The 17,302-nt window shown below is 34.2% G+C and carries 21 protein-coding genes; 12 read left to right on the forward strand and 9 right to left on the reverse strand.

Features of this window, described 5'->3' with window-relative positions:
• Positions 1–2 precede the first annotated feature (2 nt).
• Entirely contained in the window at positions 3–1,820 is a 1,818-nt protein-coding gene (gene dxs, locus MV052_RS04585; protein ID WP_297441484.1) for a 1-deoxy-D-xylulose-5-phosphate synthase, read from the forward strand.
• 54 nt (positions 1,821–1,874) lie between these two features.
• On the opposite strand, the gene pgeF is transcribed toward dxs, so the two are convergent.
• Positions 1,875–2,570, reverse strand: a complete 696-nt coding sequence (gene pgeF, locus MV052_RS04590) for a peptidoglycan editing factor PgeF (protein ID WP_297441414.1) — start codon at positions 2,568–2,570, stop codon at positions 1,875–1,877.
• Positions 2,571–2,649: 79 nt separating this feature from the next.
• Between pgeF and ovoA the strand changes: the two genes are divergently transcribed.
• From ovoA to MV052_RS04610, 4 genes are read left to right on the forward strand one after another with little or no spacing between them, the layout of a single operon-like run.
• Positions 2,650–4,734, forward strand: coding sequence for a 5-histidylcysteine sulfoxide synthase (gene ovoA, locus MV052_RS04595; RefSeq protein ID WP_297441416.1), 2,085 nt, complete (start codon positions 2,650–2,652; stop codon positions 4,732–4,734).
• Positions 4,731–5,930 (forward strand): PatB family C-S lyase, encoded by a 1,200-nt coding sequence (locus MV052_RS04600; protein WP_297441418.1) that lies wholly within the window; start codon positions 4,731–4,733, stop codon positions 5,928–5,930. The genes ovoA and MV052_RS04600 overlap by 4 nt, the downstream gene beginning before the upstream one ends.
• Complete coding sequence (locus MV052_RS04605; protein ID WP_297441420.1) at positions 5,908–6,129, forward strand: hypothetical protein; 222 nt, start codon at positions 5,908–5,910, stop codon at positions 6,127–6,129. Before MV052_RS04600 ends, MV052_RS04605 begins: the two co-directional genes overlap by 23 nt.
• Positions 6,130–6,134: 5 nt before the next feature.
• Positions 6,135–6,560: a pyridoxamine 5'-phosphate oxidase family protein gene (locus MV052_RS04610; RefSeq protein WP_297441422.1), complete on the forward strand. Its 426-nt coding sequence runs from the start codon at positions 6,135–6,137 to the stop codon at positions 6,558–6,560.
• Here MV052_RS04610 and MV052_RS04615 read toward each other — a convergent pair.
• Positions 6,535–6,708, reverse strand: a complete 174-nt coding sequence (locus tag MV052_RS04615) for a uracil-DNA glycosylase (RefSeq protein ID WP_297441424.1) — start codon at positions 6,706–6,708, stop codon at positions 6,535–6,537. The two genes, MV052_RS04610 and MV052_RS04615, sit on opposite strands and share 26 nt — an antisense overlap.
• A gap of 84 nt (positions 6,709–6,792) precedes the next feature.
• Here MV052_RS04615 and MV052_RS04620 point away from each other — a divergent pair, with 84 nt between their 5' ends.
• Complete coding sequence (locus MV052_RS04620) at positions 6,793–7,488, forward strand: dUTP diphosphatase (protein WP_297441426.1); 696 nt, start codon at positions 6,793–6,795, stop codon at positions 7,486–7,488.
• Positions 7,489–7,491: 3 nt separating this feature from the next.
• Positions 7,492–8,061: an ATP-binding cassette domain-containing protein gene (locus MV052_RS04625; RefSeq protein ID WP_297441428.1), complete on the forward strand. Its 570-nt coding sequence runs from the start codon at positions 7,492–7,494 to the stop codon at positions 8,059–8,061.
• On the opposite strand, the gene crcB is transcribed toward MV052_RS04625, so the two are convergent.
• From crcB to MV052_RS04660, 7 genes are read right to left on the reverse strand one after another with little or no spacing between them, the layout of a single operon-like run.
• Positions 8,051–8,440 carry a fluoride efflux transporter CrcB gene (crcB, locus tag MV052_RS04630; RefSeq protein ID WP_297441486.1) on the reverse strand — a complete coding sequence of 130 codons (390 nt, stop codon included), beginning with the start codon at positions 8,438–8,440 and terminating at the stop codon, positions 8,051–8,053. The two genes, MV052_RS04625 and crcB, sit on opposite strands and share 11 nt — an antisense overlap.
• Positions 8,409–9,107 (reverse strand): lysophospholipid acyltransferase family protein, encoded by a 699-nt coding sequence (locus MV052_RS04635; protein WP_297441430.1) that lies wholly within the window; start codon positions 9,105–9,107, stop codon positions 8,409–8,411. The genes crcB and MV052_RS04635 overlap by 32 nt, the downstream gene beginning before the upstream one ends.
• Positions 9,085–10,131, reverse strand: a complete 1,047-nt coding sequence (locus MV052_RS04640; RefSeq protein WP_297441432.1) for a hypothetical protein — start codon at positions 10,129–10,131, stop codon at positions 9,085–9,087. Before MV052_RS04640 ends, MV052_RS04635 begins: the two co-directional genes overlap by 23 nt.
• Positions 10,128–10,802, reverse strand: coding sequence for a phosphoribosylformylglycinamidine synthase subunit PurQ (gene purQ, locus MV052_RS04645; protein ID WP_297441434.1), 675 nt, complete (start codon positions 10,800–10,802; stop codon positions 10,128–10,130). Before purQ ends, MV052_RS04640 begins: the two co-directional genes overlap by 4 nt.
• Positions 10,802–11,041, reverse strand: coding sequence for a phosphoribosylformylglycinamidine synthase subunit PurS (purS, locus tag MV052_RS04650; RefSeq protein ID WP_297441436.1), 240 nt, complete (start codon positions 11,039–11,041; stop codon positions 10,802–10,804). Before purS ends, purQ begins: the two co-directional genes overlap by 1 nt.
• A gap of 3 nt (positions 11,042–11,044) precedes the next feature.
• On the reverse strand, positions 11,045–11,758 hold the full coding sequence (purC, locus tag MV052_RS04655; protein ID WP_297441438.1) for a phosphoribosylaminoimidazolesuccinocarboxamide synthase: 714 nt from the start codon (positions 11,756–11,758) through the stop codon (positions 11,045–11,047).
• A 7-nt stretch (positions 11,759–11,765) separates the two neighbouring features.
• Positions 11,766–13,088, reverse strand: a complete 1,323-nt coding sequence (locus MV052_RS04660; RefSeq protein WP_297441440.1) for a S41 family peptidase — start codon at positions 13,086–13,088, stop codon at positions 11,766–11,768.
• A 177-nt stretch (positions 13,089–13,265) separates the two neighbouring features.
• Here MV052_RS04660 and MV052_RS04665 point away from each other — a divergent pair, with 177 nt between their 5' ends.
• The 5 genes from MV052_RS04665 (at position 13,266) to nrfD (ending at position 17,301) form a co-directional block, all read left to right on the forward strand.
• Entirely contained in the window at positions 13,266–13,781 is a 516-nt protein-coding gene (locus MV052_RS04665) for a shikimate kinase (protein ID WP_297441442.1), read from the forward strand.
• Positions 13,774–14,208: a DUF255 domain-containing protein gene (locus MV052_RS04670; RefSeq protein WP_297441444.1), complete on the forward strand. Its 435-nt coding sequence runs from the start codon at positions 13,774–13,776 to the stop codon at positions 14,206–14,208. The genes MV052_RS04665 and MV052_RS04670 overlap by 8 nt, the downstream gene beginning before the upstream one ends.
• The gene (gene hisD / locus MV052_RS04675) at positions 14,205–15,494 is read left to right on the forward strand and encodes a histidinol dehydrogenase (RefSeq protein ID WP_297441446.1); all 1,290 of its coding nucleotides are present in this window, start codon (positions 14,205–14,207) and stop codon (positions 15,492–15,494) included. Before MV052_RS04670 ends, hisD begins: the two co-directional genes overlap by 4 nt.
• Before the next feature lie 248 nt (positions 15,495–15,742).
• Positions 15,743–16,378, forward strand: a complete 636-nt coding sequence (locus MV052_RS04680) for a 4Fe-4S dicluster domain-containing protein (RefSeq protein ID WP_297441448.1) — start codon at positions 15,743–15,745, stop codon at positions 16,376–16,378.
• Entirely contained in the window at positions 16,378–17,301 is a 924-nt protein-coding gene (gene nrfD, locus MV052_RS04685) for an NrfD/PsrC family molybdoenzyme membrane anchor subunit (protein ID WP_297441451.1), read from the forward strand. The genes MV052_RS04680 and nrfD overlap by 1 nt, the downstream gene beginning before the upstream one ends.
• Position 17,302 lies beyond the last annotated feature (1 nt).

The following is a 17,302-nucleotide window of genomic DNA, read 5'->3' on the forward strand; positions in this document are numbered from 1 at the left end:
GAATAGATGTTAAAAACAAATCAATAAAAGAACTTGAAAAACTTTGTTCTGATATAAGGGAAGAAATTTTAAAAGTTGTAAGCACAAATGGAGGGCATTTAAGTTCTACGCTTGGAGCAACAGAAATTATTGTTGCGATGCATAAAGTGTTCGACTCTAGAGAAGACCCTTTTATTTTTGATGTATCACATCAGTCATATGCACATAAGCTTATCACAGAAAGATGGGATGAGTTTGCGACTTTACGTCAGTTTAATGGACTTTGTGGATACACAAAACCAAGTGAAAGTGATGATGACTATTTTGTTGCTGGGCATAGTTCTACATCTATCTCTTTAGGTGTAGGAGCAGCCAAAGCAATTGCACTCAAGCAAGAACAAAAAGAGCGTATTCCCGTTGTCCTAATAGGTGATGGATCCATGACAGCTGGGATGGTCTATGAAGCGCTCAATGAGCTTGGAGATAGAAAATACCCTATGGTTATCATTCTTAACGACAATGAAATGAGCATCGCAAAACCCATAGGTGCATTGAGTCGAATGTTGAGTTCTGCCATGGCATCACCTTTTTATCAAAGATTTAAAAGAAATACTGAAAGTTTTGTTGATAACTTTGGTGATGGCGCACATTATATCGCTAAAAGAATGGAAGAGTCTTTAAAGCTTATCACTCCAGGTATGCTCTTTGAAGAGATGGGGATTAACTATATTGGGCCAGTTGATGGACATAATCTAAACCAACTCATTGATATTATGCAAACAGCAAAAGGCTTAAATAAACCCGTTATTATTCATGCGCAAACGATTAAAGGAAAAGGCTACGAAATAGCTGAAGGGCATGAAGAGAAATGGCATGGTGTTGGACCTTTTGATTTGAGTGATGGTCATGCAAGGAAAAAATCCTCACAAAAGTCTGCAACGCAGATATATACAGAGTCTTTGCTTCATTTATGTGAAAAGAATGAGAAAATTGTCGGGGCAACTGCTGCAATGCCAAGCGGAACAGGTTTGAGTCCACTTATAGAAAAGTATCCGACCAGATTTTGGGATGTAGCTATTGCTGAACAACATGCAGTTACATCAATGGCAGCACTAGCTAAAGAGGGATTTAAACCATTTTGTACAATTTATTCGACCTTTTTACAACGTGCTTATGATCAAGTAATTCATGATACTTGTTTGATGGATTTACCTGTCGTTTTTGCACTTGACCGTGCTGGAATAGTTGGTGAAGATGGCGAAACGCATCAGGGGGTATTTGATATTAGTTACTTAAGAGCTATTCCTAATATGACACTTTTTGCTCCACGTGATGAAAAAAGTTTTCATCAAGCAATGGGCTTTGCAGCAAGCTATGAGCATCCTTGTTCTTTACGTTATCCTCGAGGTGCATTTATTGAGACTGATTTACCTGAATCTACTGCGTTTGAATTAGCAAAATCACAACTTTTACGTTCTACGAAAAGTAACACGCTTTTTATTGGTTATGGAAATGGTGTTGGTCGTGCTTATGAAACAGCAAAATATTTAGATGAAGAGGTGAGTTTACTCGATTTACGTTTTGTAAAACCTTTAGATAAAACAATGCTAGCGAGCCTTGCAAAAACGCATAAAAAATGGTTTGTTTTTTCAGATAGTGCAAAAATAGGTGGTGTAGGTTCTGCAATATTAGAGTTTTTAGCCGAAGAAAAAATAGCTGATATTGAGTTAACAAGTTTTGAATATAGTGATGATTTTATTACCCATGGAAATACAAAACTTGTCGAAGAGTCTTTGGAGTTACTTCCAAAACAATTAGCTAAAAAAGTAGCTGAAGGATAACTACTACAATGCTTATTAGTCTTGAAGTAAATAGATATTTAAAAGGCGAGTAGATTATAGCGATATTATACCTGCAAATCTGCCGCACTTTTTATCTTCACGGTAGGAGTAGTAATTATCATCGCAACAATTACATATATTTGATATTTTAATATTATTATCTAATACAGATTCATGAAGCAGTTGTTTTTTTAATATTGCTCTAATATCGAGATAATAGCGCTCTTTTTTTTGTAAAACGGCATACTCTAAACGCAGTGAATGTGCTTCTTTTACTATCTCTACTCCAACCTCATAACACTTTTGACAAATAGCTGGACCGACTTCTACTTTGATATTTTTGGGATCCGAATCAAAATCATTGATAAAACTTTTTATAACATTTTGAACAATATTTCCAAAAGCACCGGCTCGACCTGCATGAGCAACTGCGATAATATTTTTTACATCATCGTAAAATAAAATGGGAGAACAATCTGCAACCATGACCATTAAAGGAGTCTCTTTTTTATTTGTGATGAGTCCATCGCAGGTTGGAGGATTTGTAAAGTTGTCATTTTGATCGACTATTTTTACTATATTTGAATGAATCTGTTTCATATGGACGAGGTTTTTGTACTCATACCCAAGTTCTTTAGCTAAGCGCTGATGGTTTTGTATAACAGTAGAAGGATCATCCTGAACATGAAAAGCTAGATTGGCATTTTGTTTTGTTGAAAAATTTAATATTAGACTTTGATAAAATTTCATATAATCATTATATCTAAAAATATTTGAGTAACTGACCTTACACACTTTAAGAAAAAGGAAATTTTTGAGCCAATTGAGTATGTACCCGGTAACGCTAGATGGAGAGAGTGTTGAAGCTAAACGCAGTGAGATAAAGAGATACTTTAATAATACATTTGATTTGTTTGAAAAAGTTTTTGAACTTTTAAAAGATGAGAGTGTATTTTATAAAAAAAGTGAACCAACTCGGCATCCCATGATATTTTATTTTGGTCACACAGCTACTTTTTATATTAACAAGCTTATCAATATGAAGATAATTGATAAACGCATAAATCCAGAATTTGAATCTATCTTTGCCATAGGTGTTGATGAAATGCACTGGGATGACATGGATGAAGCAAATTATAAATGGCCTAGCGTTAGGGATGTTCAAGCATACAGAAATAGGGTTAGAGAACTTGTAAATGGCTTGATTGATACTGTAGATTTTACTCTTCCTGTTAAAGACGATATGCCTATGTGGATTATTTTGATGGGAATAGAACATGAACATATTCATATAGAAACATCACTTGTTTTGCATCGTCAAATGCCAATTGCAATGATAAAAGAAGTAGCTGCGTTTCATCTTTGTGAGCATGCTGATGAAGCACCAAAAAATGCAATGATTAGTATCAAAGGCGATAGGGTGACACTTGGAAAAGATAGATCACATAAGCTATATGGCTGGGATAATGAATATGGAAAATATGAAGAGGATGTAAAAGATTTTCAAGTAGCAAAGTTTCTTGTGAGCAATGGTGAATTTATGGAATTTGTTCAAGATGGGGGCTATGAAACTCCAGAGTTTTGGGATGAAGAAGGTTTAGACTTTTTACATAAATCTGATGCAAAATATCCTCATTTTTGGATACAAGAGGGGAATGTATTTAAATACAGAGCTGTAAGCAAGATGATAGATATGCCTATGAATTGGCCAGTAGATGTTAATGCACTTGAAGCAGAAGCTTTTTGTAGATATAAGAGCCAAAAAGAAAACCTAAGGTATCAACTCCCAAGTGAAGCAGAATATGCTCTAATGTATAAGTATGCAAACCTAAAAGATGTTCCTCTTCTTCATGAGAGTCGTGCAAATATCAATTTTTATCATTATGCTTCATCCTGTCCGGTAGATGAATTTGGATTTAATGACTTGTATGATGTAATAGGAAATGTGTGGCAGTGGAGTAGAACACCCATACGTCCATTTGATGGTTTTACAGTGCACGAAGCCTATGATGATTTTTCGGTGCCGACTTTTGATGACAAACATGCTTTGATTTTAGGCTCTTCTTGGGCAAGTAGTGGAAATTTAATCATGAAAAATTCCCGTTACGCTTTTCGTAAACACTTCTTTCAAAATGCAGGTTTTCGTTATGTGATTTCTACTAACAATGAAGAAAAAAGCGATGACATTTATGAGAGTGACGAACTTGTTTCAGAGTACTGTGAATTTCAATATGGAGATACACATTTTGGTGTAGAAAATTTTGCAATTTCATGTGCTAAAGTTGCCGCAAAATTTGCAACAAATACCACAAAGGCATTGGATTTGGGTTGTGCTACGGGACGTGCGACCTTTGAGCTTGCTAAAACTTTTGATGCGGTTGAAGGGATTGACTTTTCTGTTCGTTTTGTCGGTGTAGGCTCAAAACTCAAAGAAGAGGGATATACTGCGTTTAGCTCTGTAGAAGAGGGTGAAATCACTACAAACAAAAAGGTCACTTTAGAAGATTTAGGATATGAAAACTTAAAAGATAAAGTCACATTTTGGCAAGGTGATGCTTGTAATCTTCGCCCTAATTTTGTTGCTTATGATTTGGTAATGGCGACAAACCTTATAGATAGACTCTATAATCCTAGACTCTTTTTAGACACTATAGATACTCGTTTAAACAAGGATGGGATTTTAATCTTGACTTCACCATATACTTGGCAACTCACTTCAACAAACAAAGAGTTTTGGCTTGGTGGCTATAGAGATGAAAATGGGAATGCAGTGAAGACGATTGACACGCTCAAGAAAATCTTGAATGAGAAGTTTGAACTACTCCATTTACAAGATTTAGAGTTTGTTATCAAAGAAACAGCTAGAAAATATCAGCATACTATTTCTCAAGTGAGTGTATGGAAAAAGCGATGAAGTATGACTTTAGTGCCTCTGCTTCAAGAGAAGATACAAATGCAGAAAAATATACATTAAGAAAAAAGCTTTTTGCTACGGAGGATGTCATTCCAGCTTGGGTTGCGGACATGGACATCGACACACCAGACTTTGTTCTAAACGCAGTAAAAAAACGACTTGAACATCCTGTACTCGGTTATGAAGAAGTGCCAGAGAGTGCATTTGAGGCACAAAAGGAGTGGATGAATACTCTTCATGGAACTAAGATAGAAGTTGAAGATATCTTCTACTCTCACTCAGTGGTTGCATCAATGCATACCGCCATTGAAGCTTTTACAAAAGAGGGGGAGGGTGTGATAGTGCAAACACCTGTCTATCCACCTTTTTTTCATAGTGTAAAAAATCTTGGCAGACGAGTGGTAAAAAACTCACTGCGTTTGGATGATGATGGCTATTACACTTTTGATATAGAAGATTTTAAAGCAAAAATAGATAAGAACACAAAACTTTTACTCTTATGTTCTCCTCACAATCCTGTAGGTAGGGTGTGGAAGCGTGAAGAGTTGCAAGAGATACTCGATATTTGTTATGAAAACAATATTATTGTATTTGCTGATGAAATTCACTCAGATTTAGTCTATGCACCAAATGTTCATATTCCTTTTATGTCATTGGATGAAAGAGCAGAGAAAATAACGCTTACAGCTATTGGGGTTGGTAAAACTTTTAATATGGCAGGTTTTGCTATGAGTAGTGTCGTAATACAAGATGAAAATCTTAAAAAACAGTTTTTAAAAGCTTATGATAAAGTACATTATGCTCAGGGAGCTTCACTTTCTCATGTTGCGTTTGAAGCAGCTTATAGGAATGGAAAAGAGTGGCTTGAAGCCTTAAAAGTACATTTGTATCATAACTATCAGATGCTTGAAAATCTTGTAAGTAAATACCCCGAGTTTGTTAGACTAACGCCAATAGAGGCGACATATCTAGCTTGGATAGACTGCCGTGGTCTAGGCTTGAAAAACAGTGCATTAAAAGATTTTTTTGTAAAAGAAGCTAGGCTTGGACTCAATGCAGGCATAAGCTTTGGTATGCAAGGCAGTGGTTTTATGCGCTTGAATTTCGCTGTAAGCTCTGCTAAAATGTTAGAGATAATAAAGCGGTTTGAATCTGCATTACAAAGGAAGCGTGTTGGCAAAAATAAATTGGGATGAGTACAAAGAGTATAAGCAATATAACTCTAAAGAAAATAACTTTGAGATTCTTATTGATTTCATAAAAAGTTATTACAATATAACAAATGCTTTTGACATTTTTGATATTTTAATTGAAGATGAGACGGCTAAGCTAATGCTAGATAAAAGAGAGATAAAAGACGCAGAAGCTTTAGAAAATTTTATGTTCAAACTTTAAATAGAATGAATAAAAATTTAGTAAAAATCACAGCCTTTATCAATGAACACCATGTGATGAGTTTAGCAAGTTCAGTAGATAACGAGTTGAGTGTTTGTAGTCTGTTTTATGCATTTGATGCCAATAAACTCTCTTTTGTTGTTGCAAGTAGTGAAGATACATTACACATTAGTCATATAAAAAACTCTCCTCAAGTGGCTGGAAATATCCTACTTGAAACAAAAGAAGTAGGGAAAATTCAGGGTCTGCAGTTTCGAGGTGAAATGTTTAGACTAGAAGATAAGGAGCTAAAAGCCCTATATTTTAAAAATTTTCCTTATGCTTTAGCTCTTCTTCCTAAATTATGGCAGATTAAAGTGCATTATTTTAAGATGACTGATAATAAACTCGGATTTGGCAAAAAGATTATTTTTGAGGATGCTTCTCTTTAAAAAATGAACATTCACTGCCACTACTTTTTTTAACGACAATAGATGGGATTTGTGGAGATTTAAAACCATAGGCTTTACATCCATGAGGATTTGCTGCTTCCCACGTTACAAAATAGTATTCACATCTTCTACAATTGATTTTTTTCATCTTTCTCTCTTTTTAAGTAGGGAATCTTAGCATATTAGATAAAATACACAAAAGAAAATTATAATGATATAGAGGAACTTTTGAATGAATAATAAAATTTTATTGATGTTACAGCTACAAAACCAACTGAATGATGCAACCAATGGAGAAGAGTGGACAAAGGGTTTTACAAAAAATGGTAAAACTATAAACTGGAAACGATGTATCTATATGGAGTGTGCGGAGATGGTTGATAGCTTTGCTTGGAAACATTGGAAAGCGATAGATCGTGAACCTGATTGGCAAAATCATCAAATAGAAGTTGTTGATGTATGGCATTTTATTATGAGTTTAGCCATTGAAGAGTATGCGAAAAATTCCAAAGGCGGAGTTGAAGATATTGCTAAAGATATTTCAAATTTAGATTCTCTTGTTCAAATAGAAAAAGATACGCTATCATTTGCTGAGGTAAACGCAGTGATAGAAAAAGTTGAAAATGTTATGAGAATTGCACTTTCAAAAGAGAGCGTAAACCTAGAACTTCTTATGCATGAGTTTTTTGATTTAGTCGCTATGAGTGGACTAAATTTAGAAACGCTTTACCGCCTTTATGTAGGAAAAAATATCTTAAATCAGTTCCGTCAAGACAATGGCTATAAAGAAGGCACATATATAAAAGTTTGGAATGATAAAGAAGATAATGTTGTTATGAAATGTATTTGGGAAGAGAAAAGTGATGTGACACCTGAGGTATTGTATGCAGAGTTATCTAAAGCATATGCAGAGATACAAAAGAAGTAATCTTTGATCAATGCATTAGAGATAAAGAATCTTACTTTTGGATACTCCAAAGAGAAGATCTTATTTAAGGATTTATCCCTAAGCTTAAAAAAAGGTGAACTCAAAGCTATTGTAGGTGAAAGTGGTGCGGGTAAAAGTACACTTTTTGAACTTATCCTTGGCAATCTTAAACCTATGAGTGGCAGTGTGAAAAGTGCAGGTTGTTCGCAGATTTTTCAAGACCCTTACAGTTCTTTTCATCCAAGCTACACTCTCCTAAACCAAATCTCTGATGTAGCAAAACTTGATGAGTTAAACCACCTCTTACAAGATGTTAATTTAGAGTATGAGCTTCTGTTAAAGTTGCCACATGAACTCTCTGGCGGACAACTCCAGCGTGCTTCGATACTTCGTGCAATGCTCATGAAACCAGATTTACTACTTTTAGATGAACCTACATCTGCACTTGATAATGTTATTCAGTTGGATGTGATGAAGATGCTTATGAAGCATCTAGGTGAAACAGCGATGTTGCTGATAACACATGATATGGATTTAGCAGCGTGGTGTGCTGATGAAGTTATTAGGATTTAAAGAAATTGTTTACTAAGTAGTACCCACTTCCTGCCATGACAATAGTACCGATAGCATTGAGCGTAATATTGGCAAGTGCTAGTGCTACACTACCACCTTCAAGAAGTAAAAAACTCTCAATTGCAAAAGTAGAATAGGTTGTTAGAGCTCCTAAAATTCCTGTTGATAGAAAAGATTTAACATGTGGAGTCAAAAGAGTGCTATAGGCAAAGTAAGCTATTAAAATACCCATGATAAAGCTACCTAAAAGATTCACTCCTAGTGTGCCAAAAGGAAGCTCATGAGGAACTCTATGCGATATCAAACCATTAAGGTAGGCTCTTGAAACTGCACCGATAAAGCCACCACTACCTATTGCTAGAATTGTTTGCCAACTCATCATCATACACCTTTTGCATTTTTTCTCTTAAGTTTTCAAGCCATTTTTTATCTTCTTTGTTAGCTACAAACGAATCTAAGAAAATGACTTTAATATTTTTTGGTTGATAAAAAAAAGTTTTTAAATCGTAGCAACTTGCAGTCTCTATAAGTACAACAGGCTGTACTCTAAGTTTATACTTATCTGCAATTACTTTTGCACCAGATTTAAAAGGTAACATTCTACCAGTTCGAGAGCGTGTTCCCTCTGGAAACATAGTTATAACTCTTCTTTTTTTAAGTCTATCTTTGGCTGCTCGAAGAAGTTTTAAAAGTGAAGTTTTACTTTCTCTTTCTATCTCTATATCTTCAGGTAAGCTCATAGCTAAACCAAAAAATGGAACATCAAAAAGTGATTTTTTCGCTACCCAAGCTAAGTCTTTATTTGTTGTTGTCTCCATAACACCAATGTCTATGTCGCTTTGATGATTAACAAGAAACATCTGCACATCAGGATCTTCAACACCCTGTGGAGTTGTAGAAAAAAAAGTAGTGAGTCGTATAAGCCAAGCTGGTATTTTTCTAGCATATGGTCTTGGCAAAAGAGGGTAGAGTATAATGGATAATGTCAACCCTATAAATATAATAGTCGTAGCATATAGCCAACTAATATGTGCAAGTATCTTCATTCTTGACCCAACCTATTTTGTTGTTTTTTAGTTTTACTTTTATATAGTTTTTTGTACTACCTTCTTTTGGAAGATAGTATCTTACTGCCGTTGTCTCAAAGATAGTTCCATTATCAACAGGTAAAAGATGAATATTGGATCCTTTTTTTATACAAATTTCTTTTTGTGGTACTGACAAGTATAAAATATACCCTAGTGGAATAAAGATAAAGAGTAAATAGATATAGTTTCTTTTAAGCAATATTAAGATAAAAGCGATAAATGCTATGGATGCAGCGATATACATTTTTAACATATCATGGGACTGATTTCTAGGTTTTAAATCGGTCTGTGTCGTTACGCTATCATCATCTACTATTATGGGAATATCTATCGTCTCATATCTATTCTTTAATAGGTTAAAATATGTAAAAGAAAAATTTTCAATTCTTTTGTCAATAACTACAAAGTAAGTAATTCTAGAACTTAAGTATGAATCATTTGAAGATTCTATCCCTTGTTTAAAAACATTTTTAAAATGCATAGTTTTTATGTTTGCATTTTGTGCAGAAGCGACAAACACGACTATATTATGTATATTATCATAACTTGTTGTTTTATACTCTTCAAGTTCTAAATTATTGGCAAGTATATTAGAAAAGTTTTTTTTAGGATTGAGCTTTATGACATTAAGTTTTTGACCTTGAATATAGCTACTATTGTACTCGTATGAACTAATAAGAGAGGCATTTACATCAGGTAGCTTAGCATAACTAGCAGTACTTAAAAGATGAAAAGTGTCATAAAAATATTTTCCTTTTTGTTCTCTAAAAGGAATGTTGTCTAAAATTTTTAGCCCAGAATAGTTTGAAAATTCATAATTTATATCATCAAATTTCTTTACTGTTGAAAGAGTTTTGAGTGTAATGGTGAATATCTCACCTTTAATTATTCTTTTTGGTATTTCATCATAACTTAAGTATATAACTTTATTTGCAAATAATGAAGTTGTAAAAAATAGAATAAAAAAAAGGAGTTTTGTCACGAGGCTAAAAAACCTTCTAGCATTGTAATACCATCATCACTTCCAAGGAGTGCTTCCATTGCACGCTCAGGATGTGGCATCAAGCCAAAAACATTTTTTTCTTTATTGCAAACACCGGCAATACTTTGTGTACTTCCATTAGGATTTGAAATCTTACCATTAGCATCTGTATATTTTAGAAGTATTTGCCCATTTGCTTCAAGCTCTTTAAGGCCTTCTTCGTTTATATAGTAGTTACCATCATGGTGTGCGATGGGAATATTTACAACATCACCACTCTCTAATTTCTTCAAAAAGACATTGTCGTTGTTTTGTACCTTAAGATGATGGTGTTTAGAAATGAAATGTAAACCTTCATTGCGTTTGAGTGCACCTGGAAGAAGTCTAGCTTCGGTTAGAACTTGAAATCCATTACAAATTCCTAAAACTTTTCCACCATTATTTGCATACTCTTTAACAGCAGACATAACTGGGCTAAATTTTGCTATAGCACCACTTCTGAGATAATCTCCATATGAAAAACCACCTGCTACTACTAAAAGGTCTGTATCATTAGGGATACTAGTCGTTTTGTGCCAGATAATTTCAGTTTTGGCACCAAGTTTTTCAAAAGCATATTGCGTGTCATACTCGCAGTTTGTCCCAGGAAACTGTAGGATAGAAACTTTCATTATGCAAGCTCTATATTGTAGTCTTCTATTACAGTGTTAGCTAAAAGCTCTTCACACATTTCAGTTACTCTACTCATTGCTTTTTCTTTATCAGTTTCATCAAGTTTGAGTATGATTTGTTTACCTACTCGTACATCTTCTACTTCATCAAAGCGAAGAGAATCAAGTGCATGATGCACAGCTTTCCCTTGAGAGTCTAGTACACCTGCTTTTAAAAATACATTTACAATTGCTTTCATTTTTTATTTTCCTAATATTCTATTTAAAACTTGCTCGTAAGCTACAGTGAGTCCTCCAAGACCTTGGCGAAATCTGTCTTTATCCATTTTTTCACCACTTTGTGTATCCCAAAAACGGCAATTATCTGGTGAAATTTCATCAACAAGAATAATATTTCCATCTTTATCTTTTCCAAACTCTAGTTTAAAATCTACAAGGTTAAGGCCTTTATCTGCAAAGTAAGGTTTTAAGATATCATTTATCTGTCTCGCCATACGACGAAGTTTGTCAAGTTCATCTTGAAAATCGACAAGACCAAGTATAAGGGCATGTTGATCATTAAGCTTTGGATCCCCTAACTCATCATTTTTGTAGTCAAATTCTACAAGCGTAAAAGGTAAAACTGTACCGTCTTTTATACCAAGGTTTCTTGTTAAGCTTCCTGTTGCTATATTTCTAACAATTACTTCTATAAGAATAACATCAACTTTTTTATGAAGCATGTGATTATCGTCAAGCATTTTAACAAAATGTGTAGGGATACCATTTTCTTCTAAGAGTTTAAAAAGCTCTGTTGAGATTTTATTGTTTAGGGCACCTTTACCAGCTTCACTTGACTTTTTTTCACCGTTAAAAGCAGTCAAGTCATCCTTAAATTCAGATATGAGAAGATTATCATCATCTGTATGGTATAACCTTTTTGCTTTTCCTTCGTAAAGTAATTCTCTTTTTTCCATGCTGTGACTATCCTTGTATTATTATTAAAGCTTTGATGATATCGACACCCTCTTTGAGCTGAATATCTTTGTTTAGCATTTCTGGTGTAATTATATCTTTTTTATCTTTTTTATCTTCTTTATCTTTATCTTTTTTTCCATCAACTTTTTCAAGCTCTTTTTGAAGATGTTTTTTCAGGTCTGCTTCTTTTATAGAAAATTCATTTTTATGTGTTGTGATTTCACCAGGTACCACAATAATATCTGGTTTGACACCTACTGCCTGAATTGTTCTTCCACTTGGTAGATAGTATCTTGCAATAGTCAGCTTGATAGCTTCTTTTTCTGTAATAGGAAGAACAACTTGTACACTTCCTTTTCCAAAAGTATTTTCTCCAACTAAAACGGCACGTTTATGGTCTTGCAGGGCACCACTAACGATTTCAGAAGCACTAGCACTTCCTCCATTGACAAGAACAACCATTGGAACATCTGTAATTGTTTTTGAGCTATGTGCAGAGTAAATTTTTGTTTCAACTTCTCTTCTTCCTTTTTGAGAAACAATAACTCCATCATCAACGAATTCATCCACAAGACCTACAGCTTGATCAAGTAAACCACCGGGGTTATTTCTTAAATCTAAAATAATACCTTTCGTAACTGCTTTTTTCTTTTTGATGGCTTTTGCCACATCTAGTGCTACTTTCTTGTCAAAACTAGCAACACGAATATACAAGATGTTTTTATCTATCATTTTTGTATGCACGGACTCTATAGTGATAATGCCACGAACAATATGAATACTAAGCGGTTTTAGTTCACCTTCTCTTACTATAGTTAAATCAATTGGGGTGTTGACTTTACCACGCATTAATGAAACAGCTTCATCAATTGTCATGCCTATTGTTGATTTATTGTCAATTTTTAGAATAATATCACCTGATTTTAGCCCAGCAATATCCGCAGGTGTACCGTCTATAGGAGCGATGACAGTGAGTGCACCTTCTTTCATTCCGACTGTAATACCTAAACCGCCAAACTCACCATCTGTTTGAACTTGTAAACGTTTATAATCTTTTTGAGTAAGATAATTAGAGTGAGCATCCAAGTTTTTCATCATGCCATCAAGAGCTTTGTCGATGAGTTCTTGGATTGTTATATCATCTACATCATATTGCTGTACGATACTCAAAACCTTCGTAAACTTAGCTAAAGCTTCTAGTCTTGAAGCTTCTGTATTTGTCTCTTTAGAAGCTACGTCGGTTTTTGCAAAAAGATTTGTTGAAAAAAGTAAACCTACCGAGAGTGCTACGGAGACAAATCCTAGAGAAATAATATTTTTATGTTTCATAATAAGCCTATGTATTGTTTTAAAAAAGTATTATATCCATAGTTGATAAATGGCCGTTTAAATGGGACATAATTTTATTTATATATAATTCTATATAATTTTAAAGATATAAGTAAGAAGGCATAAATAATTGACAATGAAACTATTTATGCCTTCTTACTTAACAAAGGCTAATATGTGAATAATATTGTTTTGATAGGCTTTATGGGTGTTGGAAAAGGAAGTGTAGCAAGGGAAGTCGTTAAAAACTCCTCCTATATTGCAATAGACACTGACGACCTTATTGAAAGTATGGAAAATAGAAAGATTAAAAAGATTTTTGAAGAAGATGGTGAGAGCTATTTTAGAGAATTAGAAAAAAATATTGCCAAGTGGCTGGAAAAAAATGTTCAAAATACATTGATATCCACTGGTGGTGGATTGTATAAACAAGAGAATTTAAAAAAAATTGGTATAATTGTTCTACTTGATTCTCCTTTTGATGCTATCATTGAACGAATTAAAAAACATCCAAACGCAGCAAGAAAATTAAAAAAGCGTCCTTTGTTGCAAGATCTTAAAAAAGCTAAGGCACTTTATGAGGAGAGACGTCCTGAGTATCTTAAAGTGGCTGACATCGTGATAGATGTTACAAATAAATCAGCAAAAGAGTGTTCCAAAGAACTTCTTAAAAAGGTAAAAAAATATGCGTAAAATATTATTAATAGTAAGCTTACTGTTTACAACATCTCTTATGGCAAATGAAATTCATTGGGCAAAAGATTTTAAATCTGGGATTGAACAAGCAACAAAAGAGAATAAGCCTGTGTTGTTTGTATTTTCTCGCCATACTTGTAAATATTGTGTGATTTTAGAAAAGACAACTTTTTCTGATCCTCGGGTTATAAAACATTTAAATAATGATTTTATTTCTATCATTGCTTACAGTGATGATGGTGATGCAATGCCTCAGGAGTTATGGAGACCGGGAACACCAACTATATGGTTTTTATACTCTGATGGAAAACCAATGTATCAACCTCTTATGGGGGCAGTGAAAGAAGATGCATTTTTAAAAGCTTTAGATATTGTAAAGCAAGAGTTTAATAAAACTAAAAAACAAAGTGGAAATAAAAAATGATTTTTGTAAATTCTAATGATGATAATTTTGATATAAAGTTTCAAGAGTTACTCTCCAGAGGTAAAATGGATATAGCTCATGTGAGTGGTATAGTTGGCACAATAATTGATGAAATAAAAGAAGATAAAAATCTTGCATTAAGATCACATATCTCTAAGTTTGATAACTGGACACCCAAAAGTGATGAAGATTTAAAGATTTCTATCTCAGATATGCAAAAAGCGTATGAAAATATTGATGAAAAATTGAAAAAATCATTACATTTAGCTTATGATAGAATTAAAATGTATCATGAAAAACAAAAACCAAAATCTTGGTTTGACACAGAAAGTAACGGTACTATTTTAGGACAAAAAGTTACTCCGGTGGATAGTGCTGGACTTTATATTCCTGGTGGAAAAGCTGCATATCCTTCTTCTTTACTTATGAATGTTATTCCTGCCCAAGTGGCTGGAGTTGAAGAGATAATAGTTTGTACACCCACACCAGATAATGAGCCCAATGAACTTCTTCTTGCAGCATGCCATCTTTGTGGTGTAAGCGAAGTTTATAAAGTTGGTGGTGCTAGTGCCATCGCAGCGATGGCTTATGGAACGCAAACGATTCCAAAAGTTGATGTCATTACTGGTCCTGGTAATATTTTTGTCGCAACAGCTAAAAAAATGGTTTTTGGGGAAGTGAATATTGATATGATTGCAGGGCCAAGCGAGATAGGTATCCTTGGGGATGATAGTGCTAATGCAAATCATTTAGCTGTAGATTTACTTTCTCAGGCTGAGCATGATGAGATGGCAAGTTCTATTTTGATAACACCTTCTCAAGCTTTGGCTGATAAGGTTAAGCAAGAGATTGAAAACTGGCTACAAAAACTTCCACGTGAAGAAATTGCAAGAAAATCAATAGAAGAACGTGGAGCAATCATTGTAACAGATAGCATGGATGAAGCTATAGATTTAATGAATCAAATAGCTCCTGAACACCTTGAGGTTGCTACACTAAGCCCATTTGAACTTTTACCTTATATCAAACATGCTGGGGCAATTTTTCTTGGTCATAATACGCCTGAAGCGATTGGTGATTATGTTGCAGGACCAAACCATACATTACCAACTGGTGGAACAGCAAAATTTTACTCTCCCTTAGGTGTAGAAAATTTTATGAAGAAAAGTTCTATCATTTCATTTAGTGCAAATGCCATAAATGAAATAGGTGAAGAGTGTGCTCTGATTGCAAATACTGAAGGCTTAACAGCACATGAACAATCAGTTCGAGTACGAATGAAATAATAAAATTACTATAAATATTTTCACTATTTATAGTAATCATAATCCCTAAAAATATAACTTTCTTTAATCTACACACCTCATAAAACTCATTAATTAATTATTACATTTTTATATTAAACTTAAGCTAACTAGGATAATATGTATACAGTAAAAAAAGCCCTGTATGTTCTACATAAGGGCTTCTTTTAATACAAATAAATCGTAGTTATAAATCTTAATTAAGCCTAGAAAGGGCAAAAGGAGAGTATATGCAATTAGGTTTCCTAGTTGATTTACATCTGTGTATGGGATGTAAAGGTTGTGAGATCGCATGTAAAGTGGAAAATGAAGTTCCACTGAGTACATGGAGACTTCGTGTTAAATATGTAGATGTGGGGACTTACCCAGAGACTAAGAGAACGTTCACTCCATTGAGATGTAATCATTGTGAAAATGCACCGTGTGAGAGAATTTGTCCTGTATCTGCACTGCATTATATAGATAACGGAATTGTAAATATAGATAAAGAAAGATGTATTGGTTGTGCTGGTTGTGTTATGGCTTGTCCTTATGGCGCTATTTATATAGATCCAGAGACACAAACTGCTGATAAGTGTACTTATTGTGCACATCGTATTGCATCAAGCATGATGCCGGCATGTGTTGTGGCATGTCCAGTTGAAGCAAATATTTTTGGTGATTTAGAAGATCCAACTTCAAATATTTCTACATACATTCAGCAACATACTGATGTTCAAGTACGTAAACCTGAGAAGGGAACAAATCCTCATCACTATTACGTTGGAGCAAGTCAAGCACACTTAAATCCTTTAGCGTCAAGAAGAGAAGAGGGTTATAACTTATTTAATAAAATTACAACACTTCCTTTAGGAGGGCATCATTAATGGTACATGAAACTTTAGCAGCAACAAATGCTGTGGTTACATTAGACGTAGCAATACCAGATATATTTTGGGGCTGGTATGTAACAATGAATATGTGGGCTAAAAGTATTGGTACTGGTTTAGTATTTATGCTTTTTCTATTGCTTAAGAAAAATTCTTCTGAAATGAATGGTCTTAGAACTCCGGTTATGATAACTTCATTTATTTTTATGAATATATTTTTGATTTTTACATGGTTAGATTTACACCAAATGTGGAGAATGTGGCATATATTCTTTTACCCTCATTGGACTTCAGCTATTACTGTTGGGGCATGGATGGCAACACTTTTTGTAGGTTTAGAATTCGTAATGATTGCTGTTATGATTAGAAAAGAAAAATGTTTGTTGACGAAACAGCCTACTGCCTTCTTTGATAAAACACTTTTTTGGGTAACACTTTTAGCGATTCCTGTAACGCTTTATACTGCTGGTATTATGGCAGAAGCAACTGCAAGAGAATTATGGCAAATGCCAACTGAATCTGCACAAATGATTTTAGCAGCTACGCTTTCTGGTTCTGCAGCTATGATTCTTCTTGGTGGCTCAAAACTTAGCGATGAAACAAAGAGCTTTTTTGGGTCGGTTTTAGGTCTTAGTGCGTTAATGGCATTTATCATTTATATGTCTGAATATATTTTCGGTGCGATGAAAGCTGAAGAAGTTGCTGCAATTTTACATTATGTAAAAGGTGATGGCGAGTATGCTACAATGTTCTGGATTGGACAATGGGTTGCTTATATCTTGCCAATGCTACTTGTAGCTCTTTACAGAGTGAGTGGAAGTAACTCAATTTTAAGTCTTGCTGCTATTTTGGCAATTGCAGGTCTGTGGGTAGTTAAACATGTTTGGCTAGTTATTCCACAATTATTACCGTTAAGTTAAG

The sequence above is a fragment of the Sulfurimonas sp. genome (genome assembly GCF_026988655.1).
Taxonomy (GTDB): domain Bacteria; phylum Campylobacterota; class Campylobacteria; order Campylobacterales; family Sulfurimonadaceae; genus Sulfurimonas.